Source organism: Geosporobacter ferrireducens (assembly GCF_001750685.1).
In the GTDB taxonomy this organism is placed as follows: Bacteria; Bacillota; Clostridia; order Peptostreptococcales; family Thermotaleaceae; genus Geosporobacter; species Geosporobacter ferrireducens.
In genome coordinates this window covers 2,719,064-2,743,518 of the sequence record NZ_CP017269.1, presented here as the reverse complement: position 1 = coordinate 2,743,518, position 24,455 = coordinate 2,719,064, and the positions used below count along the sequence as shown (strand labels likewise).

At 42.2% G+C, this 24,455-nt stretch carries 15 protein-coding genes, 5 tRNA genes, 3 rRNA genes and 1 other annotated feature; of the genes, 20 read left to right on the top strand and 3 right to left on the bottom strand.

Features of this window, described 5'->3' with window-relative positions; all coding sequences use genetic code 11:
* Positions 1-8 precede the first annotated feature (8 nt).
* The 8 genes from Gferi_RS12870 (at position 9) to rrf (ending at position 5,405) form a co-directional block, all read left to right on the top strand.
* A tRNA-Trp gene (locus Gferi_RS12870) sits at positions 9-84 on the top strand.
* A gap of 16 nt (positions 85-100) precedes the next feature.
* A tRNA-Pro gene (locus Gferi_RS12865) sits at positions 101-177 on the top strand.
* Positions 178-183: 6 nt separating this feature from the next.
* A tRNA-Ile gene (locus Gferi_RS12860) sits at positions 184-260 on the top strand.
* Positions 261-267: 7 nt separating this feature from the next.
* A tRNA-Ile gene (locus Gferi_RS12855) sits at positions 268-344 on the top strand.
* 5 nt (positions 345-349) lie between these two features.
* Positions 350-425: transfer RNA gene (locus tag Gferi_RS12850), tRNA-Phe, on the top strand.
* A 249-nt stretch (positions 426-674) separates the two neighbouring features.
* Positions 675-2,193: ribosomal RNA gene (locus Gferi_RS12845) — 16S ribosomal RNA — on the top strand.
* A gap of 107 nt (positions 2,194-2,300) precedes the next feature.
* Positions 2,301-5,225, top strand: a 23S ribosomal RNA gene (locus tag Gferi_RS12840).
* Between the two features lie 63 nt (positions 5,226-5,288).
* Positions 5,289-5,405: ribosomal RNA gene (rrf, locus tag Gferi_RS12835) — 5S ribosomal RNA — on the top strand.
* Together the 16S, 23S and 5S rRNA genes with 5 tRNA genes alongside form the textbook arrangement of a ribosomal RNA operon.
* 123 nt (positions 5,406-5,528) lie before the next feature.
* On the opposite strand, the gene Gferi_RS28130 is transcribed toward rrf, so the two are convergent.
* The 3 genes from Gferi_RS28130 to argC all read right to left on the bottom strand — a co-directional run bounded on the left by Gferi_RS28130 (position 5,529) and on the right by argC (position 8,474).
* Positions 5,529-5,669, bottom strand: coding sequence for a hypothetical protein (locus Gferi_RS28130; protein WP_156782387.1), 141 nt, complete (start codon positions 5,667-5,669; stop codon positions 5,529-5,531).
* Between the two features lie 448 nt (positions 5,670-6,117).
* A complete protein-coding gene (gene argJ / locus Gferi_RS12830; RefSeq protein WP_069977107.1) occupies positions 6,118-7,335 on the bottom strand; it encodes a bifunctional glutamate N-acetyltransferase/amino-acid acetyltransferase ArgJ in 1,218 nt (405 codons plus the stop codon).
* A 101-nt stretch (positions 7,336-7,436) separates the two neighbouring features.
* The gene (gene argC, locus Gferi_RS12825; RefSeq protein WP_069977106.1) at positions 7,437-8,474 is read right to left on the bottom strand and encodes an N-acetyl-gamma-glutamyl-phosphate reductase; all 1,038 of its coding nucleotides are present in this window, start codon (positions 8,472-8,474) and stop codon (positions 7,437-7,439) included.
* A gap of 160 nt (positions 8,475-8,634) precedes the next feature.
* On the opposite strand from argC, the gene argB reads away from it, so the two are divergent.
* From argB to Gferi_RS12765, 12 genes are all read left to right on the top strand, one after another.
* Entirely contained in the window at positions 8,635-9,510 is an 876-nt protein-coding gene (argB, locus tag Gferi_RS28125) for an acetylglutamate kinase (RefSeq protein WP_069977105.1), read from the top strand.
* Complete coding sequence (locus tag Gferi_RS28120) at positions 9,511-10,677, top strand: aspartate aminotransferase family protein (RefSeq protein ID WP_069977104.1); 1,167 nt, start codon at positions 9,511-9,513, stop codon at positions 10,675-10,677. It begins immediately after the preceding gene.
* A gap of 566 nt (positions 10,678-11,243) precedes the next feature.
* Entirely contained in the window at positions 11,244-11,726 is a 483-nt protein-coding gene (locus Gferi_RS12810; RefSeq protein ID WP_069977102.1) for a glutamine amidotransferase-related protein, read from the top strand.
* 105 nt (positions 11,727-11,831) lie between these two features.
* Complete coding sequence (gene carA / locus Gferi_RS12805; protein ID WP_069977100.1) at positions 11,832-12,911, top strand: glutamine-hydrolyzing carbamoyl-phosphate synthase small subunit; 1,080 nt, start codon at positions 11,832-11,834, stop codon at positions 12,909-12,911.
* Positions 12,902-16,120, top strand: coding sequence for a carbamoyl-phosphate synthase (glutamine-hydrolyzing) large subunit (gene carB / locus Gferi_RS12800; protein WP_069977099.1), 3,219 nt, complete (start codon positions 12,902-12,904; stop codon positions 16,118-16,120). Before carA ends, carB begins: the two co-directional genes overlap by 10 nt.
* An 82-nt stretch (positions 16,121-16,202) precedes the next feature.
* Positions 16,203-16,406 (top strand) — a binding site (T-box leader).
* 52 nt (positions 16,407-16,458) lie between these two features.
* Positions 16,459-17,532 carry a pyridoxal-phosphate-dependent aminotransferase family protein gene (locus Gferi_RS12795; RefSeq protein ID WP_069977097.1) on the top strand — a complete coding sequence of 358 codons (1,074 nt, stop codon included), beginning with the start codon at positions 16,459-16,461 and terminating at the stop codon, positions 17,530-17,532.
* A gap of 77 nt (positions 17,533-17,609) precedes the next feature.
* Positions 17,610-19,202 (top strand): phosphoglycerate dehydrogenase, encoded by a 1,593-nt coding sequence (serA, locus tag Gferi_RS12790; RefSeq protein WP_069977091.1) that lies wholly within the window; start codon positions 17,610-17,612, stop codon positions 19,200-19,202.
* A gap of 22 nt (positions 19,203-19,224) precedes the next feature.
* On the top strand, positions 19,225-20,034 hold the full coding sequence (locus Gferi_RS12785; RefSeq protein WP_069977090.1) for a sugar phosphate isomerase/epimerase family protein: 810 nt from the start codon (positions 19,225-19,227) through the stop codon (positions 20,032-20,034).
* Positions 20,035-20,386: 352 nt separating this feature from the next.
* Entirely contained in the window at positions 20,387-22,294 is a 1,908-nt protein-coding gene (locus Gferi_RS12780) for a BglG family transcription antiterminator (protein WP_069977089.1), read from the top strand.
* Positions 22,295-22,331: 37 nt separating this feature from the next.
* Complete coding sequence (locus tag Gferi_RS12775) at positions 22,332-22,808, top strand: PTS sugar transporter subunit IIA (RefSeq protein ID WP_069977086.1); 477 nt, start codon at positions 22,332-22,334, stop codon at positions 22,806-22,808.
* Between the two features lie 20 nt (positions 22,809-22,828).
* Entirely contained in the window at positions 22,829-23,140 is a 312-nt protein-coding gene (locus tag Gferi_RS12770) for a PTS fructose transporter subunit IIB (RefSeq protein ID WP_069977084.1), read from the top strand.
* 124 nt (positions 23,141-23,264) lie between these two features.
* The gene (locus tag Gferi_RS12765) at positions 23,265-24,446 is read left to right on the top strand and encodes a PTS fructose transporter subunit IIC (protein ID WP_069977082.1); all 1,182 of its coding nucleotides are present in this window, start codon (positions 23,265-23,267) and stop codon (positions 24,444-24,446) included.
* Positions 24,447-24,455 lie beyond the last annotated feature (9 nt).

Below are 24,455 nucleotides of genomic sequence, written 5' to 3'. Positions count from 1 at the left end.
TTTAATACAGGGGTATAGTTCAGTTGGTAGAACAGTGGTCTCCAAAACCACGTGTCGTGGGTTCAAGTCCTGCTACCCCTGCCAATTTCCAATCTAATACCGGGGTGTAGCGCAGTTTGGTAGCGCATCTGGTTTGGGACCAGAGGGCCGCGGGTTCAAATCCTGCCACCCCGACCATAGTATGGGCTTATAGCTCAGGTGGTTAGAGCGCACGCCTGATAAGCGTGAGGTCGGAGGTTCGAGTCCTCCTAAGCCCACCATAGATTGGGGCCTTTAGCTCAGTTGGTTAGAGCGTCCGGCTCATAACCGGTAGGTCCGGGGTTCGAGTCCCTGAAGGCCCACCATTCTCGCCCAGATAGCTCAGTCGGTAGAGCAGGGGACTGAAAATCCCCGTGTCGGTGGTTCGATTCCGCCTCTGGGCACCAGGTTTTAATCAATAGCATGATTTACCAGTTGATTTTCATTATGTGTTATGATAAGATATATTTTGTCGTCACTACAGGAAATAAGTAAAAACTTCCAATAAAAAAAGTGGTTGACATAATGAAAAAGTTCTAGTAATATAGAACAAGTCGCTGCAAAACAGCGAGAACAAATTGGTCTTTGAAAACTAAACAGTGTAAGAATTAAAGCCAGCAATAAATGTTTAAAGCGCATAGCGCAACTCGCAATTTTTATTTGAGAGTTTGATCCTGGCTCAGGATGAACGCTGGCGGCGTGCCTAACACATGCAAGTCGAGCGGGATTGTGGAGTAGCTTGCTACGAAGCAATCTAGCGGCGGACGGGTGAGTAACGCGTGGGCAACCTGCCCTATACAGGGGGATAACACACCGAAAGGTGTGCTAATACCCCATAACACCGATGCTTCGCATGAAGCGCCGGTCAAAGATTTATCGGTATAGGATGGGCCCGCGTCTGATTAGCTAGTTGGTGAGGTAAAGGCTCACCAAGGCGACGATCAGTAGCCGACCTGAGAGGGTGATCGGCCACACTGGAACTGAGACACGGTCCAGACTCCTACGGGAGGCAGCAGTGGGGAATATTGCACAATGGGGGAAACCCTGATGCAGCAACGCCGCGTGAGCGATGAAGGCCTTCGGGTCGTAAAGCTCTGTCCTAAGGGAAGAAGAATGACGGTACCTTAGGAGGAAGCCCCGGCTAACTACGTGCCAGCAGCCGCGGTAATACGTAGGGGGCAAGCGTTATCCGGAATCACTGGGCGTAAAGGGTGCGTAGGCGGCCGATAAAGTCTGGGGTGAAAGGCTACGGCTTAACCGTAGTAAGCCTTGGAAACTTATTGGCTTGAGTGCAGGAGAGGTAAGTGGAATTCCTAGTGTAGCGGTGAAATGCGTAGATATTAGGAGGAACACCAGTGGCGAAGGCGACTTACTGGACTGTAACTGACGCTGAGGCACGAAAGCGTGGGGAGCGAACAGGATTAGATACCCTGGTAGTCCACGCCGTAAACGATGAGTGCTAGGTGTCGGGGGCGACAGCCCTCGGTGCCGCAGCTAACGCATTAAGCACTCCGCCTGGGGAGTACGCTCGCAAGAGTGAAACTCAAAGGAATTGACGGGGACCCGCACAAGCAGCGGAGCATGTGGTTTAATTCGAAGCAACGCGAAGAACCTTACCAGGACTTGACATCCTCCGCATTAGCCGTAACGGGTGAAATCCCTTCGGGGACGGAGAGACAGGTGGTGCATGGTTGTCGTCAGCTCGTGTCGTGAGATGTTGGGTTAAGTCCCGCAACGAGCGCAACCCTTGTCTTTAGTTGCCAGCAGGTGAAGCTGGGCACTCTAGAGAGACTGCCGGGGATAACTCGGAGGAAGGTGGGGATGACGTCAAATCATCATGCCCCTTATGTTCTGGGCTACACACGTGCTACAATGGCTGGTACAACGGGAAGCGAAGGAGTAATCCGGAGCAAATCCTAAAAGCCAGTCTCAGTTCGGATTGTGGGCTGCAACTCGCCCACATGAAGCTGGAGTTGCTAGTAATCGTGGATCAGAATGCCGCGGTGAATGCGTTCCCGGGTCTTGTACACACCGCCCGTCACACCATGGGAGCTCAGGGCACCCGAAGTCAGTGGGCTAACCGCAAGGAAGCAGCTGCCGAAGGTGAAATGAGTGACTGGGGTGAAGTCGTAACAAGGTAGCCGTATCGGAAGGTGCGGCTGGATCACCTCCTTTCTAAGGAGCTAAGGCTTTTTCTTACACTGTCTAGTTTTGAGAGACTAATGTCTTTCAAATGTACCTTGAAAACTGAACAATGAAGAGAGAATCAAAATACAATTTCTGGTCAAGTTATAAAGAGCATAGGGCGAATGCCTTGGCACCAGGAGCCGAAGAAGGACGCGGTAAGCTGCGATAAGCCTCGGGAAGCCGCAAGCAGGCATTGATCCGGGGATTTCCGAATGGGGGAACCCAGCTGGGGTAATACCCAGTTACCCACTACTCAATCCATAGGTAGTGAGGAGGCATACCAGGGGAACTGAAACATCTAAGTACCCTGAGGAAGAGAAAGAAAACTCGATTCCCTAAGTAGCGGCGAGCGAAAGGGGATTAGCCCAAACCAAGAAGATTTCTTCTTGGGGTTGCGGATATACTCGTTAAGAGATGGCAGTTGTAGTCGAAGCGGTCTGGAAAGGCCCACCATAGGAGGTAAGAGTCCTGTAGATGAAACGACTAAAGTCTTGAGTATACTCCAGAGTACCACGAGACACGTGAAACCTTGTGGGAAGCAGGGGGGACCACCCCCCAAGGCTAAATACTACCTGGTGACCGATAGCGTATAGTACCGTGAGGGAAAGGTGAAAAGAACCCCGGGAGGGGAGTGAAAGAGAACCTGAAACCCTATGTTTACAAGCAGTGAAAGTCCTTTATATGGACGATCGCGTACTTTTTGTAGAACGGGCCAACGAGTTACGGTATGCAGCAAGGTTAAGCTGTTATGCAGCGGAGCCGCAGCGAAAGCGAGTCTTAAGAGGGCGATACAGTTGCATGCCGTAGACCCGAAACCGGGTGACCTATCCATGAGCAGGATGAAGCGGAAGTAAAATTTCGTGGAGGTCCGAACCCATGTCTGTTGAAAAAGGCTGGGATGACTTGTGGATAGCGGAGAAATTCCAATCGAACCCGGAGATAGCTGGTTCTCCCCGAAATAGCTTTAGGGCTAGCCTCAAATGAAGAGATGCGGAGGTAGAGCACTGAATAGCCTAGGGGCCCTCACCGGTTACCAAAGCTTATCAAACTCCGAATGCCGTATTCTTATATTTGGGAGTCAGACTACGTGAGATAAGTTTCGTGGTCAAAAGGGAAACAGCCCAGACCGTCAGCTAAGGTCCCAAAGTACAGGTTAAGTGGAAAAGGATGTGGGATTGCACAGACAACTAGGATGTTGGCTTAGAAGCAGCCACTCATTTAAAGAGTGCGTAATAGCTCACTAGTCGAGTGATCCTGCGCCAAAGATGTCCGGGGCTCAAACCTGTCACCGAAGCTACGGCAGCGCGTCAGCGCTGGGTAGGGGAGCATTGTATGCGGGTAGAAGTCACACCGTAAGGAGTGGTGGACTGCATACAAGAGAGAATGTTGGCATGAGTAGCGAGAGGTGGGTGAGAATCCCACCCGTCGAAAACCTAAGGTTTCCTGAGGAAGGTTCGTCCGCTCAGGGTTAGTCGGGACCTAAGCCGAGGACGAAAGTCGTAGGCGATGGACAACAGGTTGAAATTCCTGTACCACCGAAGATTGTTTGAGCAATGGGGTGACACAGGAGGATAGGTCATGCGCACCGTTGGTCGTGTGCGTCTAAGCCCGTAGGGAGTTAGGATAGGCAAATCCGTTCTAACAATCCTAAAAGGTGATGGGGAGTGAAATTTAAGTAGCGAACTGACTGATTCCACACTGTCAAGAAAAGCCTCTAGTTAGATCTAGGTGCCCGTACCGCAAACCGACACAGGTAGGTGAGGAGAGAATCCTAAGACGAGCGAGAGAACTATTGTTAAGGAACTCGGCAAAATGACCCCGTAACTTCGGGAGAAGGGGTGCCACGGTAGGGTGTTAAAGCCCGAGGTGGCCGCAGAGAATAGGCCCAAGCGACTGTTTAACAAAAACACAGGTCTCTGCTAAGTCGAAAGACGATGTATAGGGGCTGACGCCTGCCCGGTGCTGGAAGGTTAAGGGGACGTGTTAACCGCAAGGTGAAGCACTGAACTTAAGCCCCAGTAAACGGCGGCCGTAACTATAACGGTCCTAAGGTAGCGAAATTCCTTGTCGGGTAAGTTCCGACCCGCACGAAAGGCGTAACGATTTGGGCACTGTCTCAACAATAGACTCGGTGAAATTGTAGTACCAGTGAAGATGCTGGTTACCCGCAGCAGGACGGAAAGACCCCGTGGAGCTTTACTGTAGCCTGACACTGGATTTTGGTATTGCATGTACAGGATAGGTGGGAGACTTGGAAGCTTGGACGCCAGTCTAGGTGGAGTCAACCTTGGGATACCACTCTTGTAATACTGGAGTTCTAACCATAAGCCGTGAATCCGGCTTTGGGACACTGTCAGGTGGGCAGTTTGACTGGGGCGGTCGCCTCCCAAAAAGTAACGGAGGCGCCCAAAGGTTCCCTCAGCGCGGTTGGAAATCGCGCGTAGAGTGTAAAGGCAGAAGGGAGCTTGATTGCGAGACGTACAGGTCGAGCAAGGACGAAAGTCGGGCTTAGTGATCCGGTGGTTCCGAGTGGAAGGGCCATCGCTCAACGGATAAAAGCTACCCCGGGGATAACAGGCTTATCTCCCCCAAGAGTCCACATCGACGGGGAGGTTTGGCACCTCGATGTCGGCTCGTCTCATCCTGGGGCTGTAGTAGGTCCCAAGGGTTGGGCTGTTCGCCCATTAAAGAGGCACGCGAGCTGGGTTCAGAACGTCGTGAGACAGTTCGGTCCCTATCCGCTGTGGGCGCAGGAAATTTGAGAGGAGCTGTCCTTAGTACGAGAGGACCGGGATGGACGTACCTCTGGTGTATCAGTTGTTCCGCCAGGAGCACGGCTGAGTAGCTATGTACGGACGGGATAAGCGCTGAAGGCATCTAAGCGCGAAGCCCCCCTCAAGATTAGATTTCCCATCCGCAAGGAGTAAGACCCCAGATAGACTATCTGGTTGATAGGTCGGAGGTGTAAGGGCAGTAATGTCTTCAGCTGACCGATACTAATAGGTCGAGGACTTGACCAAATGTATTTTTTCTCTAACTTCATGGTTCAGTTTTGAAGGTATATGCCTTCTAACTTCATAAAATCCAGTGACTACAGCGAAGGGGTCACACCTGTTCCCATACCGAACACAGCAGTTAAGCCCTTCAGCGCTGATGGTACTTAGGCGGAAGCGCCTTGGGAGAGTAGGTCGTTGCTGGTTTTAAAAAACCTCAGAGGATTTTCTTCTGAGGTTTTTTTTATGCACATATATTCTGTTTTCAATCAAATTAAGGCTTATGGAAATATTCAACATTCAAAAACAAATTAAAGGAGTTTCCCCTTATCAGCGAAAGCTTTCTAAAAATGTTTTTCTGCTGTTTGTAAGTTTCCAGTGCTGCTTTGCAGTAATAATGCCATCTAAAAGCAAATGATCACACAACTGTATAAAGTTTTTTATTGTTTCTATTAACTTCGTTTCTTTCATTCTTTCGCCTCCATGGTCTTGTATCATATAAGATTATAAGAACCATAAAGAATTACGTAGAATAGAAGGAATTTGTGTACCATAAAAATATCTTTTATAACATTATGACGCATCTTTTCATTTCATATGATACAAGCAATATCATGAGGAAATAGCACCGGGCATTAAAAATAGACTAATCTCCGCAACGCGAATAAATTTTTCCTATGAAAGTAGACAACTTTTCTATGTTTTTATTTTTTCTGCAGCGTATTTTTTGCAATCTACACAATAATGTTTTTATCATAAAACCATCCTTAACCTAGAGTCTATACACAGTATGGTCAATAACTGATAAAAACATACAAAAAACGACAAAAACCCCCTTATAGCCAAGTGTGATGCAGATGATTATAAGGGGATTTGAAAAATAGAAATTGCTAAACCGTCAGATTTTACTGGTTATGGTTTACGTACGATAAGCACCGTTAATTTTTACATATTCATAGCTAAGGTCGCATCCCCAGGCAGTAGCGCTATACTGTCCGTCCTTTAAATTAATCACTATGTTGACATAGCTTTCATCTAAAATCTTTTTGGCTAAATCCTCATCAAAGGGGAGTCCTGCACTGTCTTGAACCAGTTGGAGCGTACCTTTATCGTTTTTAAAAAAAACATCTACAGAATCTGGAGAAAAGGCGCCGCCTGAATAACCTAGCGCACACATGATTCTTCCCCAGTTAGCGTCAGCACCAAAGAAAGCAGATTTAACCAGATTTGATGATATTACTGACTTAGCACAAAGCTTAGCATCTTTTTTTGTGCAGGCATTATGGAGAGATACCTCAATAAATTTTGTTGCACCCTCTCCATCCTTTGCAATTAATTTGGCGAGTTCGGTATTGACATAATCTAAGGCTTGTTTAAATAACGTATAATTTTCGTTTTCAACATCAATGATTGTATTTTTTGCAGTACCATTAGCTAAGGCGATGACCATATCATTCGTACTGGTATCTCCATCTACAGAGATCATATTATAGGAGTCACTGACACTTTCCTTAAGGGCTGTAGACAACATAGATTTTGAAATATTTGCATTTGTAACCACAAAGGAAAGCATGGTGGCCATGTTTGGGTGAACCATACCAGAACCTTTTGCAAAACCGCTGATGCGCACCGGTTGGTTATCTAATGTAATTTCAACTGTAATCTGCTTAAGAAAGGAATCGGTGGTCATAATCGCTTCTGCAGCACTACTGCCATTTCCGCTATCCAACATTTCACAAGCTGCTTTAATGCCTGGAATAATCACATGCATCGGCATAGGTACACCGATAATTCCTGTAGAACTAACCATTACCTGCTGGGGACTCAAACCCAATGCTTCGGCTGTGATATTGGCCATTTCCTTTGCATCCTGTAAACCAGATGCACCAGTGCAGGCGTTGGCATTACCGCTATTAATGACAATGGCTTGTGTTGTATCTGACTTCAGATGCTCTATATTGACCTGTAAAGGAGCAGCTTTTACTGTATTGGTCGTAAGGGCGGCTGCAGCTACTGCAGGCTTTTTACTATAAAGAATGCATAAATCTTTTTTTCCGTTCTTTTTAATGCCGCAGTGAATGCCTACTGCTTGAAAGCCGGATACATCTGTAACAGACATATTCTCTAAAATTTTCATGAAAACAACCTCCTATAGAACAATTATAATTTTGATTTTAAATATTTGTAGGAACTGATTCTGTTTTGCTTGTTGATTTACACATTTTCTAAGGCTATTCTTTAGGGAATCATAGGCAGCACATCTAATCCCGCTATTTCCTCTAATTCAAACATTAAATTCATGTTATGAACAGCCTGGCCAGCCGCTCCTTTAATCAGATTGTCAATCGCTGAGATTACAATAACCCTTCCGGTTCGCTCGTCGATGCACAATCCAATGTCACAGAGATTGGAGCCTTTTACATTTCTTGTTTCTGGTATCGTGTCTATTACCCGAACAAAATATTCATTCTGGTAAAAGGCTTGATAATAGTCATGCAAGGCTTCCTTTGTAATTTTTTTTCGCAGGCTTCCATAGCAGGTTGCCAATATACCTCGATTCATTGGCACCAGATGGGGCGTAAAGGAAATGCAAAAGGAGCTGCCGTTCAGTAAGCTTAATTCCTGTTCGATTTCAGGTGTATGCCTGTGACTGGCAACACCATAAGCTTTTATGGACTCACTGCACTCTGTATATAAGGTTGCAATATTGGCAGTTCTGCCTGCTCCTGATACACCGGATTTGGCATCGACAACAATAGATTCTTCTATAACTAACTGTTCCTTTAATAATGGCGCCAGGGCCAATATACTGGCTGTAGGATAACAACCCGGATTGGCAATTAAATTAGCCTTCTTTATTTTATCCCGATGGAGCTCCGGCAAACCATATACCGCTTCCGGCAACAGTTGGGGACAGCCGTGATCCAGATCATACCAGTCTTTATAAAGGGCAGCATCCTTTAATCGAAAATCTGCCCCCAGATCAATAACTTTTACATTTAGTGCTAAGGCTTTTTTTGCTAATTCGAAAGATTTGCCGTGGGGCAAGGCAATAAATAATACATCTATCGTTGAGAGTTGTTGCTCTGCTTCGTGGATATCTATGCAAATATTTTGCATAAAATTCCTGTAATTCGGATAGGTATTTGAAAAGGGATTGCCTGTATGATTATGAGAACTAAGGAAAGAAATCTTTACTTGTGGATGCCTGTGCAAGAACCAAACAAGCTGTTGTCCTGCATATCCGGTTGAACCAATCACACCTACATTTATCATAATTATCACCTCGAAGATTTATATTTGTAATTATACAACAATATAACATAAATATTCAATACAAAAAAGAAAAAACTCAAAAACATATTGAATAAATATTACAATAAACGTATAATTATAATTATCATTTTTAAAAAGAAAAGGTTGGTGGATCTAATTTATGAATGGCGAAACAGTAAAAATTCTCATCGAAGCCTTGCCCTATATTAAAAAGTTCAGGGAAAAAACCTTTGTGATTAAGTATGGCGGCAGTATTATGAAGAATGAAAAAGCAAAAAAAGCCTTTATTGAAGATGTGGTATTAATGAAACTGGTAGGAATCGACATCATCATCGTTCACGGCGGCGGCCCCTGTATTTCTTCCATGCTGGACCAACTGAATATAGAGAGCAGATTTGTCCATGGCCTGCGTGTTACCGATGAAAAGGCAATAGAAGTGGTGGAGATGGTTCTGTCTGGACAAATCAACAAAGAAATTGCAGCTGCATTGTGCAAGCATGGCGTTAGTGCCATTGGTATAAGCGGAAGAGACGGACATCTCATCGAAGCAGAAAAGAAGTATATTTATGATGGAGAAGAAAAACTGGATATTGGCTATGTAGGAGAAGTTGTTAATATCAATAAGAAGCTGTTGGCGGATCTTCTGGAAAAAGAACAGCTGCCGGTTATCTCACCGGTAGGCTGTGATATAGAGGGAAAGGTATACAATATTAATGCAGACTATGTAGCTTCTGCTGTGAGTACAGTATTAGAAGCAGAAAAGCTGATCCTATTGACGGATATTGAAGGAATTTATAAAGATATTAACGATCCGGAGAGCTTTATCTCGGAAATCAGCATAGAAGAAATGGGGGAATATATTCAAACAGGAATTTTAAAGGGAGGTATGATTCCAAAGGCGCAATGCTGCATCGATGCCCTTGAACAGGGAACGAAGAATGTACATCTCATCGATGGAAGAAAAGAGCATAGCTTGCTATTGGAGATCTTTACCAAAGAAGGAATTGGAACCATGATAAAAGGGAGGGAGTTATAAATGAAAAAAGAGCATATCATGAATACCTACGGAAGATTTGATGCCACTTTTGTAAAAGGTTCTGGCACCAAGGTTTACGACGCTCAAGGAAAGGTCTATCTTGATTTTGTATCAGGTGTAGCGGTAAATTGTTTAGGCCACAGCCATCCAGCTATTGCAAAGACTTTGGCAGATCAGAGTCAAACCCTGATCCATGTATCCAATTTATATTGGAATGACAAGCAGCTAATGTTGGCAGAAAAGCTTGCTGCCTATAGTGATCATCACCAGGTTTTTTTCAGCAACAGCGGTAGTGAAGCAGTAGAGACGGGGTTAAAGCTGGCACGGAAGTACGGAAAAATAAAGGGCGGCAGTGATAAAAATGTAATTCTCTATATGGAAAATTCTTTTCATGGCAGAACCTTAGGTGCACTGGCTGTAACGGGACAGGAAAAATATCAAAAGGATTTTATGCCTCTGATGCAAGGTCTTAAGGCGGTAAAGTTTAATGATCCGGATGATCTGGAAAAAAAGATGGACGACACAGTATGTGGCGTGATTCTTGAACCGATCCAGGGAGAAGGGGGTATTATTACTGTCAGTCCGGAATTCTTACAAAAAGCGAGAAATCTGTGTGATCAGTATCAAGCACTGCTCATTTTTGATGAAGTGCAATGTGGTATCGGTAGAACAGGAAAGCTTTTTGCCTATGAGAATTTTACGATCCAACCAGATGTGATTTGTATGGCTAAGGGTTTAGGGGGAGGATTCCCGATTGGTGCTACCCTAGCAAAAAAAGAAGCTGCCCAAGCCTTTGTACCGGGAGACCATGGCTGTACCTTTGGGGGAAATCCTTTAGCCTGTGCAGTCGCTTTGACAGTGCTGGAGGAATTAATGGAAAAAGGGGTATTGGAAAATACAAAGCAGCAAAGTGTTTATATTATGGATCAACTTTCTAAACTGCAGAATAAGTATCCTGTGGTGCAAGGGGTACAGGGTATGGGATTAATGTTGGGATTAGGATTAAATATTGAGGGAAAGCATCTGGTGCAGAAATGCTTTGAAAAAGGTCTGCTGCTGGTAGGTGCGGGAGAAAAGGTCGTTAGAATCCTGCCGCCACTGAATGTAACACAAGGAGAAATTGATAAAGCCATAGCAATTATCGAAGCGGCATTAAAGGAGCTATAGAAATTTCTTGACAATACTAAAAAAAGTATGATAATATTTGATGAAATGAAAATAGGTTTTCCTTTAAAATGGTCCAGAGAGGCCAAAAAGGAGGTGAAGTAAGATGCGGGATTTCCTGTATCTCTATGATCTATGCAACCAAACCTTCTGCCTCTGACAGAAGGTTTATTTTTTTCTTACAGTGGATATATATGCATAAAAAGAAAGAAAGAACCTGCAAAAGCAAATGAATAAATATTATCAAAAAACTTATAAATTTACATTTTGTTTTGTTTAAAAAAGAAAAAACCAACATAAACAACAATATATTTTGCAACGAAATAACTAGTGAAAAACCGGGTTGTCCCTATCTGTTGAAAGACATCCTGCAAAAGTAAAAAATCCCATAAAAAAACGGGAAAAATTTTTAAATAACTGTTGCATAAATATATAATACTAAGTATAATTATAAATAACCAAGTAAAGAAGGGTTGATAAAATATGAAGCGATATCGTAAAAGGCCCAGGCCTCTACAGTAAGCAGAATTGAAAATATATAATAATCAATAAAGAAAGGATGAGAAATCATGACATATATGCTTTCACCAAAAGCACTTCATACAATGGATATGGAAGAGGTTTGCAGCAGCTGCAAAGGAGGATACTTTCACATTGCACCAAAGATCACGAAGATCGCTGTGATCAATCTGGGGATGCAAAAAGAAAGCTTTATGGATATGGTAAATATGAAATGCAGTTTGAACGTATTCGATGAAGATTTTAGCATAAATCAATTAAATATGGTACCCCATGATGTGGTGATGGTATCAAATGGCAAAGTGGATGCCGAAAAGATGCCTATGCTAGTCGATAAGATTAAAACATTGATTGGGAAAAAGAAAATTTTCGGAATCGGACTGGGTCAGCAACTGGTAAAAGAAGCTGCAGCGCAAGCAGGGGCAAAAGCTTGGAAACAGGAAGGGACGATTATGATCAGCGAAGATCATAAACTATACTGCTGTGATATGAGCCAACAAAACCAACTGGAAGAAATTATGAAATATGCATAAATCGCAAAGGGAAACAGAAAAGAAAATGAACTTTTCTGTTTCATTATGTAGAGGAGATTGGCACGCTCAATCAATAAGAATCTATAGAAAATAGAGGTGTGAACAATGAATGGATTAATCTATTTAGAAGACGGAACAGTATACGAAGGAAAAGGCTTTGGTAAAATAGGAACCTCTGTTGGAGAGTTGGTATTCAACACCTCTATCACAGGGTATCAGGAAATTCTCACAGATCCCTCCTATGCGGGCCAGATCATCACCATGACATACCCCTTGATTGGAAATTATGGAGTAAACCAATGGGAGAAGGAATCTGAAAAGGTATATGCGAAGGGGTTTGTGGTTAAGTCTATTGCACAAAATCCTTCCAACTATATGAGTGAAAATACGGTAGAAGAAATGCTGCAAGCAATGGGTATCGTTGGCGTGAGCGGCGTAGATACCCGTAGTATCACGAAGAAGATCAGAAATACAGGGGCACTAAAATGCGTAATCACTAACGAGTCCCTATCTATCCAGCAGCTAGAGGACCACCTCAAACAGGCAAAGCAAGAAGATGACTGGATGAAGGATGTAAGCACAAAGAAAGTCATTCATATCCCTGGTCAAGGACCAAAGGTTGCATTAGTCGATTTTGGTGTGAAGGCCAATATTGTCAATAATCTAAAGGCTAGAGGTTGTGACATTACGATCCTGCCTTACAATGCATCCTACGAAGAAATTATGAATCTTAGTCCCGATGGTGTGCTGCTGAGTAACGGACCTGGGGATCCAAAGACAGTTACAGAGGCCATTGCTATGGTTAAGAAAATCATCCATAAAATACCTACTTTCGGCATTTGCTTAGGACATCAGATCTTAGCATTATCCGTAGGCGGCGATACTTACAAAATGAAGTATGGACATCGTGGCGGCAATCATGGTGTATATGATATTGAAAAGGACAAAGCTTATATTACCTCTCAAAATCATGGATATGCAGTGGACCCGGAGAGTGTAAAAGATAAAGGAATGGTTGTAACCCATGTAAACCTGAATGATAACACGGTGGAGGGCATGAAACACAAGGAATTGCCGGTATTCTCCGTACAGTTCCATCCAGAAGGAGCACCCGGCCCGACAGATTCCTCCTACCTATTTGACAAATTTATGAACCTGGTGAAGGAGGACGCAGTATGCCTTTAGACAAAAGCTTAAAAAAAGTATTGATCATCGGATCTGGCCCTATTATCATTGGTCAAGCTGCAGAGTTTGACTATTCAGGGACACAGGCGTGTAAGGCCATCAAAGAGGAAGGTATTGAAACGGTTCTGGTAAACAGTAATCCGGCTACAATCATGACAGATATGAACGTGGCGGATAAGGTTTATATCGAACCGCTGAATCTGGAAAGCTTAGAGAAGATTTTAGAAATGGAAAAACCCGATGGAATCCTGGCAGGGTTTGGTGGGCAGACCGCATTAAATCTAGCGATGAACCTGCAGGATCAGGGAATTTTAGATAAATACAATGTAAAGCTTTTAGGCACCGACAGTGATACCATCAAAAAGGCAGAGGACAGGGAAGCCTTTAAAGAGTTAATGCTGGAGATTGGTGAGCCTGTACCGATGAGTATTATTGCTACAAACTTAGCCCAATGCGAAGAATTTGTACAACAGTACGGATTTCCGGTGATCATTCGTCCTGCCTTTACCCTTGGGGGTACTGGTGGGGGGATTGCTACAAACCATGACCAGTTAATTGAAATCTGTGAACGTGGTATTCACAACAGTCCGATCGGACAAATCTTGTTAGAACAAAGTGTAGCCGGTTGGAAGGAAATCGAGTATGAAGTAATCCGGGATGGAAAAGACAATTGTATTATTATCTGTAATATGGAAAATATGGACCCAGTGGGCGTTCATACGGGAGACAGTATCGTAGTGGCTCCTTCTCAAACACTGAGAGATAAAGAGTATCAGATGCTGCGACAAGCTTCTATTAAAATAATCCGAAGCTTAAAGATTCAAGGGGGCTGTAATATTCAGTTTGCCCTAGATCCAAAGAGTTCAAACTACGTGGTTATCGAGGTTAATCCGAGGGTAAGCCGTTCCAGTGCTTTAGCTTCTAAAGCAGCAGGATATCCTATTGCGAAAATCGGCGCTAAGATTGCCATCGGATTCAGCTTAGATGAGTTGAAGAATTATGTTACCAAAAATTCAAGTGCTTGCTTCGAGCCAACCCTTGACTACATCGTGGTGAAGTTTCCAAAATGGCCTTTTGATAAATTCAGCAAGGCAGCCAGAACCCTTGGTACACAAATGAAGGCTACGGGAGAAGTTATGGCGATTAGCCGAAGCTTTGAAAGTGCATTGTTAAAGGCAGTAACCTGCTTAGAAGGCAAATTTACGGGACTGCGTATGTTTTCCATTATGGAAATGAACGAAGAAGTGCTCTTTGAAAAAATCGGAAAGTGTGATGACGAGCGAATTTTTGCCCTAGCCGATGCACTGCGAAGAGGGATTACCGTAGAGAAGCTTCATGACGTTACGCAAATAGACCCTTGGTTCCTTCATGGGGTAAATAATATTGTAAAAATGGAGCAGCAGTTACAGCAGGAAAAAATGGATGAAAAGCTGCTTTATGGCGCAGAATCCATGGGCTTTACGGATACAGAAATTTGTGATTTGACAGGTTTAAATCGTGAAGTACTGCAGGAGATCCGGAAAGAACATAAAATCTATCCAGTGTACAAGATGGTAGATACCTGCAGCGGTGAATTTGATGCACAAACCCCTTACTACTATTCTTGTTATGAAGAAGATGATGAAAATATCATCAGTGACAATAAGAAAATCTTAGTTATTGGCTCTGGGCCAATTCGTATCGGACAGGGAATTGAATTTGACTACTGTTGTGTTCACGGGGTATGGGCGATCAAAGAAGCCGGTTATGAGTCCATTATCATGAATAATAACCCGGAAACTGTGAGTACGGATTTCGACACAGCAGATAAGCTGTATTTTGAATCCCTCTATATTGACGATGTGATGAACGTAATTCGTAGTGAAAAACCAGAGGGCGTTGTCCTTCAGTTCGGCGGTCAAACCTCTGTAAACTTAGCACCGAAGCTCTATGACAGAGGGGTAAATATATTAGGTACCTCCTATCAGTCTATTGACCTGGCAGAAGACCGGGAAAAATTCAGAGACTTCCTGGGCCAAATGAGTATTCCTACACCAACGGGAAAGTCTGTAACCAGCATTGCAGAAGCAAAAGAAGCGGTGAAGGAATTAGGATACCCTGTAGTGGTGAGACCTTCCTATGTTATTGGCGGCCGTGCCATGCAGGTAGTTTATAATGACTATGCATTGGAAAGTTATATGCAGGAGGCGGTGGATCTTTCCAAGAAGTATCCGATCCTTGTTGATAAATATGTGAAGGGGATTGAGATTGAAGTGGATGCCATTGCCGATGGTGAAGAGGTATTGATTCCAGGCATTATGGAGCATGTGGAGAAAACAGGTATCCACTCTGGGGACAGTATCACCGTATATCCTTACGTGTCTCTATCAGAGGAAACGGTAGCAACCTTGGTTGAACATACCAAGAAGATTGCTAAGGGACTAAAAATTATTGGTTTGGTGAATATACAATATGTATTTGATGGCAAGGATGTCTACGTAATTGAAGTAAACCCACGAGCTTCCAGAACCGTACCGATCCTCAGCAAGGTTACCCAGGTGCCGATGGTTAAGGTGGCAGTAGAGATCATGCTGGGCAAGAAGTTGAAGGAAATGTCCTATGGAACAGGTTTAATGGAAAACCAAGACCTATATGCAGTAAAGGTGCCGGTATTTTCAGGAGAAAAATTAACCGATGTAGATACCTATCTGGGACCAGAAATGAAATCTACCGGTGAAGTACTAGGAATTGATCAAGACTTGGACATTGCCATCTATAAGGGCTTTAGTGGTGCAAATATCAAGATTCCTACAGATGGCGGCATCTATGTATCTCTGAAGGATGTAGACAAAGAAGAAGGCCTAGAAGTAGTAAAGGCTTACGGGGAAATGGGCTTTAAGATCTATGGTTCAGCAGGTACGAGTAAGTATCTTACAGAAAAAAATGTTTCTTGTGAAACAATTGAACTAAACCAGCTGGTGCAGGAGCTTTCTAAAGGAACTATTCAAATGGTGATCAATACCCCAACCATCGGTAATGACAACCATCGTGAAGGCTTTAAGATGCGCAGAAAGGTCAGCGAGTATAGAGTGCCGATCTTCACTTCCATTGATACAGCCCGTGTGTTTTTAAAAGCCATCGCTGTAAAGAAAGAAGGTAGACCCGTGGTCTATAAAACTTTAGATTCCTTCTTTCCAGAAAAAGATAACCAAGAAAAATACAGCGCTTAGACAGATTAAATAATATTATATATAAAAAATTAATTTAAATGGTTGCTTTTTCTAAATAATCATAATATAATAGAAAAAATCATCAAAGGCTTTGAACGGTAGTAGTAAATGGTTGCTTATTTGCAGAGAGTCGATGGGTGGTGCGAATCGACAATAGAGACTGTTGAATCCGACCGGGAGCTGTGCAGGGGTAAAAACCTGCGCCGGAATTTTCCGTTATCAAATCGAGGCTGCAGTAGCAGTAAAAAAAGGTGGTACCACGTGGATGTTGATCTCCGTCCTTTACATCATGTAAAGGACGGGGTTTTTTATTTTATTCATAAAGGGAGGAATAGACGATGCAAATGATATTGATGACCCCAGGACCTACAAATGTGCCGGAGCGGGTACTGGAGAAAATGAAGAATACCCAATGCCATCACCGAACAAAGGAGTTTGGCAAAATTTTCGGAGAGTTAAATGAGGGATTAAAGTATGTATTTCAAACGAAGAATCCGGTATTGACTTTTCCTGCTGCAGGAACAGGCGGATTAGAGGCAGCGATCGTAAACCTGTTTTCTCCTGGAGACCGGGTGCTGGCGGTATCCATTGGTGTATTTGGAGATCGGTTTATTGAGATTGGCCGAACCTTTGGACTACAGATAGATGTATTAGAGGTGCCACGGGGGAGAGGTGTTACGGTAGAAGAGATTCAAGGGGCTTTAAGAGATGAACATATCGCTCTAATTTTGACCCATAATGAAACCTCTACAGGGGCGGTCAATCCAATTAAAGAAATTGGCGAATTTATGAAAGATAAATCTCAGATTTACATCGTTGATGCAGTCAGTTCCCTGGGAGGAAGCGAAATTCGTATGGACAACTGGCATATCGATGTACTGATTACCGCGTCTCAGAAAGCACTGATGTCACCACCAGGGCTGACCTTTATCGGTGTCAGCGACAAAGCCTGGGAGCAGGTAGAGAAAGCAAAGCTTCCCCGATTCTACTGGGACTTTAAAAAGGCCAGACGGGATATGGAGAAGGCTACACCCCAAAACCCATATACACCGGCTGTCGCTTTGATCGGAGCGGCTAATGAGGCGATCAAAATGATGCAAGAGGAAGGATTAGAGGCAGTATTTGAAAGGCATAAGAAGCTGGCCGCTTATTTTAGAAAAGAAGTAGAGAAGCTGGGATTGCCTTTATACACGGATGAAAATTATTTGTCTGATACCATCACTGCCATTGCTACAGTAAAAGGAGAAGAGATCAAAAAAATCATGGAAACCCAATATGGTATCGTGATCGCAGGCGGGCAGGACCAACTAAAGGGAACAATGATTCGTGTAGGCCACATGGGCTATGTAGATCAAGATATGATTGATCGTACTTTAACCGCTTTAAAAGGAGCGATAGAGGAGGTTTGCTAAAACCGGTTTTCTTTACACATGAACACTTTTACACAGCATAACTGGATAACAATAAAGTGAAAAAGGAGAGGATACTCATGGATCATAAAAAGAAAGTATTGATTACAGAAAAAGTAGATGAAGAAGGAATCAAGTTATTGCAGCAGGAATTAGAGGTAGATATTGCTTTAGGCCTTCCACGGGAAGAACTGCTGCAGCGCATTGGAGATTATGATGCACTCATCGTAAGAAGTGAAACAAAGGTCAATGAAGAATTGATGAATTATGGAAAAAAACTAAAGGTAGTAGGAAGAGCAGGAAATGGCATCGATAATATTGACGTACCTGCAGCTACAGAAAGAGGGATTATTGTAGCCAACACCCCAGAGAGTAACACCCTTTCTGCTTGTGAGTTGTCTATTGGCCTATTATTGGCTCAGGCAAGAAACATCCCTCAAGCCAACAGCTTTTTAAAAGCAGGAAATTGGGAGCGGACCCGGTTTAAGGGCTCAGAGCTTTATAACAAAACCCTGGGAATTATCGGTCTGGGAAGGATTGGTTCTTTAGTAGCTACCAGAATGGCTCCCTTTGGTATGAAGGTGATTGCCTATGATCCTTATATTTCCGATGAACGGTTCCGCCGCTTTGGCGCAGAGAAAAAAGAAACACTAAAAGAGCTTCTGGAAGAGGCTGATTTCATCACGATTCACACACCAAAGACAAAAGAGACCTTTAAGATGATTGGAGAAAAAGAAATCCAATGGATGAAAAAGGGTGTGCGTATTGTTAACGCAGCCCGAGGAGGCATTATCTGCGAGCAAGCCTTGTATGACGGTCTTGTAAGCGGAAAAATTGTTAGTGCAGGACTGGATGTTCATGAGCAAGAACCCTGCTTCAACACACCGCTTTTTGGTTTAGATCAGGTGATTGTGACACCCCATATTGGTGCGGATACCTTGGAGGCCCAACAAAATGTGGGAATCACCGTATCTCAGCAGGTGCTAAATGGCTTAAAGGGAGAAATTGTGCCGAACGCAGTGAATCTTCCGGCCTTGCACCGGGATGAACTGGTGGCTATAAAGCCCTATATTGACTTAATGGAGCGATTAGGAAAGCTGTATTATCAGCTGCATAATGAAACCATTGAATTGATAGAAGTAGAATATTGGGGAAATATTGCAGGTCAGGACACAGAAATGGTTACCATTGCTTTTGTAAAGGGATTGCTGGAGCCGGTCATCAAGGAAAAAGTAAACTATGTAAATGCTTTCTTGCAGGCAAAGCAGCGGGATATTATCATTGAGCAGAAAAAGATGCACCAGCCTTATAACGGTTATGCAGATCTTATCTCTGTAAAGGTGAAACATAAAGGAGGCACCTTTACTTTAGCAGGAAATCTTTCAACCAAACGAGAAGGTAAGCTAGTGGAAATCAACGGCTATGAAGTAGATGTAAACCCAAGTGAGCACATGCTGTTTATTCAGAACCAGGATGTTCCTGGTGTTATCGGTAATATTGGAACCCTATTGGGAACAGAGAAAATCAATATTGCTACCATGCAGGTAGGCAGACATCACCGGGGAGACAGAGCCTTAATGGTCTTAAATATTGATGATGAAGTAGGAAATGGTACTTTAGAAAAACTAGAGAAAGTGGATAATGTACTGTGGGCCAAAGGGATTAAACTATAATATGGATTCAGGGGGGATGGGTATGTATTATCGTATCGGATATGCAGCAGCGATGGGAGAGAAGGATGTGCTATCTGCAATTGATTTCGCTGTGGCACAGGGCATGAATGCAGTAGAAATCAATATGAATATGCCCTGCTTCTTTCCAGAGAATTATAGTAAAGAGGCCAGAAATGATATCCGTTTATACAGAAGAGAAAATGATGTGGCGTTAACCCTCCATGCACCAGAGGATATTTCTTTACTCCAACTTCATGAGGAGGTAAGGGAAGCGGGAATAAAACGCCTCAAGGAAATCATTGATTTTGGATGCGATATCGGTGCGACACGCATGACGATCCATATAGGCACCTCCGTTTACTTTACCATGACAGAAGGAAAAAGTTATTTGGAGGAACTGCATTATGAGGACTTTAAGCGAATATTGAAGAATAGTCTGATTGGCTTGGGCGATTACTGCGGAGATCGCATGAAACTTTGTGTGGAAAACTCTGGGCGGTTTCCGAAGGTGTTGGTCCAGGAAGTACTAGAAGAATTAGTTGAGAGAGAAAATATTTATCTTACCTGGGATATTGGACACTCCTACACCAACCTTTATGGAGAAGTAGAATTCTTTCAGCGGCATCTTCATCGCGTAAAGACTTGCCATCTCCATGATGTTACACAAGTCAGCGATCACCAGATCATCGGAACAGGAAAGGTAGACTTTACAGGACACATGGCAAAAATGGGCAAGGAGGATATGATCTATATCATTGAGGTGAGACCTAGAGAGAAGGCTGCGGTTTCCTTTGAAAATTTAAAAAAGACACTAGGATATAAAAACCGGTAAAGGCCGGTTTTTGTTTTGTAAAAAACCATTAGATACATAATGTGTTTTTATATAAATAGGAAAGTTCTACTTTTCTATTTATATAAAAAATAGGGGTTGTAGGGGATGGAATCCCCTGCCGTACTAAGGAGGGTGCTCAGACTGCGGCAGCAGTCGTCGAAGGGAACCTAGGGTTCCCTAGCGAAAGCGTCCCTAGACGCTATTTTTATGGGCTTTCAAATCAATTTTATATTAAAATATAGAGAATACAAGCAATTATAGATATAATGGCTTAATGTCACTTGTTGTGACATTGTTTACAAATACCTTTTGCTGAGGAAGCATTACAATATAGTTAAGGATGGTGGTTAGGTTGTTAAGCAAAAAACATTATCGAATAATTAAATACCTCAATGACCAGGACATATACCTAACATCCCAGGTATTGGCACAAAAATTAGGAGTATCTTCACGTACAGTCAAACGGTATGTGGAAGATATAAATTATGAGATAAAAAACTCCGGAGTAGGAATTATTTCAACGAAGGGGGTTGGATATAGATTAATTGGACCGCCTAAAACCATTCAAAATATCTTGAAAGAAGCTTTAAGAATCATAGAGGGATTTGAAGCAGATGATTCTATTGAAAGCAGAGTTGAAAATACTATATGCCTGTTCATAAACAATGACTATTTAAGTGCGGATGAATTGGCAGATAAATTGAATCTAAGCACATCCAGCATAAACAAAATGACATCAAGAGTAAAGGAATGTCTGGCTAAATATAATTTACGGCTGATTTCAAAACCCTATCATGGGACCTGTATTGAAGGAGAAGAATTAAATATTCGATCCTTGATTTTAGATTATGGCATTAAATATGATGACAACAATAATCTGAAGGTCTACCTTTCTAACATTACAAATGAGGATATAGAGAAGGTAGAGGAAATTGTTGAAACTTATTTGAAAAGAAGCAACATCATTGTTGCCGACAAAGACTTTAATAATCTTCTGTCAAGCATATTGGTAGCCATTTCTAGAACCAAAAATGGGAATAACATTGGAAACCTGTTCCAGATAAGCAGCTATCGGGTACACAACTATATTGTCATTCACCACATCATGACTCAAATACAGGAACGTCTATCCCTCACATTTGATGAAAACGAATACAAATATGTATCCCTCTATTCTGGCTTTATGATCTATAACTATGGAATAAAAAATGCACAATTGGAGGAGATGATTCATAAAGACCTGCATCATTTTATATATGAACTATTGGATGAGATAAAGATCATTACAGGAAATGAGTTCCACAAAGATTTAAAGTTTATCAGTGCACTTGCTATTCATATAAAAATTGCTATCAATAGGGCTAAAACAGAATCTCAGATTAAAAACCCGCTGCTTTTGCAAATCAAGTCCAATTATCCCGTAGAAATGAATTTTGCTATGTTTACAGCAAAAAAAATTCATGACCACTTTGCAATAAAGCTGAATGAGGATGAGATCGGCTTCATAGCAATGCATTTCGCTGCTGCCCAAGAAAGAATCAATATTCATAACACGAAAAAAATATGTATTTTATGCCATTATGGTATTGGCACTGCCCAGCTGTTGGCTGAAAAAATAAAAAAATACATAAAGCATGTAGAGATTATTGGCGTATATCCTGTGAGATATTTAGATCTAGCTTTAGCACAAAATGTAAACTACATTATCTCCACAGTAAAGATAGAAGACTTTAATGGAAATGTACCAATGATTATCGTAGATAATGTCCTATCAGATGCTTCCATAAAAAAAATTGATGAAACCATTTCAGTAGCAATAAGAGAGCGGGAAGTTCTTTATGGAATGTTTAATGAAAAGGCTTTTTATAGAATGGAGGCCCATTCAAAAGAGGAAGTAATAGAAGAAATGGGCAGAAGAATGATTATGGAAGGGTTGATCGATAGCAGTGTTATTGCGTCTGTTCTTGAACGGGAAAAAATGTTAGCCACAGATATCGGGCATATGGTAGCCATACCTCATTCTCCGATTAATGGGATACATAAATCTGTAATCTGCGTAACTGTATTGGATAAGCCTATTCTTTGGAAGAGCTATGAAGTACAGCTTGTATTTATGATATGCTTTAATCTGGCAGACCGAAAGAACTTTGAAATATTTAAATATATGTATAATTTAATAGAAAATACTGATCTCGTAAAATCCATTACGAAAGCTCAAAGCTTTCATGAATTTATTCAGATGATCAAAGAAGGAATTTAAATGAATTCCAATATAATATGGACAAGGGGAAATAAGGATGGACAAAGTTACTTCAATCTTTCAAAAAAATCATATAAAATTGAACATTGATATCCGGCATAAAGAGGAAACATTGAGGTATTTAGCGGAACTTGCACTGGATGTAGGTGTATCTCACGATCTGGTGCAGACTTATGAAAGCATGTTAAAAAGGGAAGGGGAATTTACTACAGGCTTTGGAGAAGGCTTTGCCATACCCCATGCAAAGTGTGCCAGTATTGTGAAACCAGGTGTATTTTTAGTAAAGCTTAAGTCTCCTATCGATTGGAATGCTATAGATGGAGAACCTGTTTCTTTAATCATTGGACTGCTGACACCGGCTGAAAACAACGGAAGTATCCATCTGACTCTATTGGCGAGTTTGTCAAGAAAATTAATGGAGGAAGATTTCAAGAAAAGGTTCTTTCTTTCTCATGATCAGGATGAACTGTTTAATCTGATTACAGAGGCCCTTACAGCCTTTGAAAATGAATAAAAAATAAAGGGGGGAATGAAATGAGCAAAAAATTAATCGCATTATGTGCATGTCCTATGGGATTAGCCCATACCTTTATGGCAGCCCAAGCAATCAAGAAAGTTGCTGAGGAAATGGGGTATGAAGTAAAAGTTGAAACACAAGGAGCAGATGGTATTAAAAATGAGCTAACCACGAAGGATATCAAAGAAGCTGATATTATCATCCATGCGATCGCTGTTACACCTATGGATGTCGAAAGATTCGACAACTATACGGTTCATGAAGTTACACTGCAGGAAGTGATTAAAGATGCAAAAGGTGTAATTCAGGCAATTGAAGCAAGCAAATAAAAAAATACCTCCTCTAGAAAACGAATAAAATAAGGAGGCATAAAAAAGTATCTACAATAGAATATAACCTATTATCCCGGTATGTGCAATATCTGAATGATTAAAATTAAAGTGGGGGATTTGTATGATAAGTGTAAAAAAACCCGGTACTTCTATTTGGAGAACTTTCAGTAAACATGTAATGACAGGTATTTCTTATATGATTCCGATTCTGATCATGGGGGGACTTATAGGTGCATTTTCTCAAATGATTCCCTATGTATTCTTAAAGATTGATGCATCCCAATCTATCGTGGATGCAGTAAATTCAGGACAGTTTAATGGTACATCCCTGAGTATGTTAAAGTTAGCATATGTGATGGAAAACTTTGGATTTACATTGTTTGGTTTTGCAATTCCCATATTTGCAGCCTTTGCAGCAAATTCTATTGGTGGGAGAACTGCACTGGCAGCAGGATTCATCGGTGGATATGTGGCAAATAGACCTACTGCACTATTAACCTTAGATGGAGGCAGCTGGGCAGCAAAGGCACCGGTACCCTCCGGATTTTTAGGTGCAATTATTATCGCTTTTGCAGTGGGTTATTTTGTAAAATGGTTAAATCAGAAGATTGAACTTCCTCAAAATTGGTTAGCCTTTAAATCTACATTTCTAATTCCCTTATTAGCGGCATTATTTTGTATGGTAGGTATGGTATTTATCGTAACACCTTTTGGAGGCTGGTTAAACACATTGATTCGGGCAGGCCTGCAAGCTGCAGGAAATGCCGGTCAAATCGTATACTCCATTGCTCTTGCAGCAACTACGGCCTTTGATTTAGGAGGGCCCGTGAACAAAGCCGCAGGCTTCGTAGCCTTAGGATTTACAACTGAAAAAGTACTCCCAATAACAGCTAGATGTATCGCTATCGTAACACCATCTTTTGGCCTGGGATTGTCTGTATTAATTGACAAAAAGCTGGTTGGCAGAAGAGTCTATGACAAACAATTCTACGAAGCAGGAAAAACCGCTATTTTCCTTGCATTTATGGGAATTTCTGAAGGATCAATACCTTTTGCATTGGAAAGACCCGGTTTCACCATTCCGCTTTATGTGGGAGGTTCTGTGATCGGTGCGCTGACAGCTGTTGTCCTGGGTGCGGTACAATGGTTTCCTGAGTCTGCAATATGGGCATGGCCGTTGGTCAGCAATTTAGGGGTATACATAGTAGGACTAATTGTAGGTGCCGCATTCATAGCAGTTATTAATGTACTCTACAGAAATAAGCTAATAAAAGAAGGAAAGTTAGAAGTGATGGCAGATTAAGAAAATAAA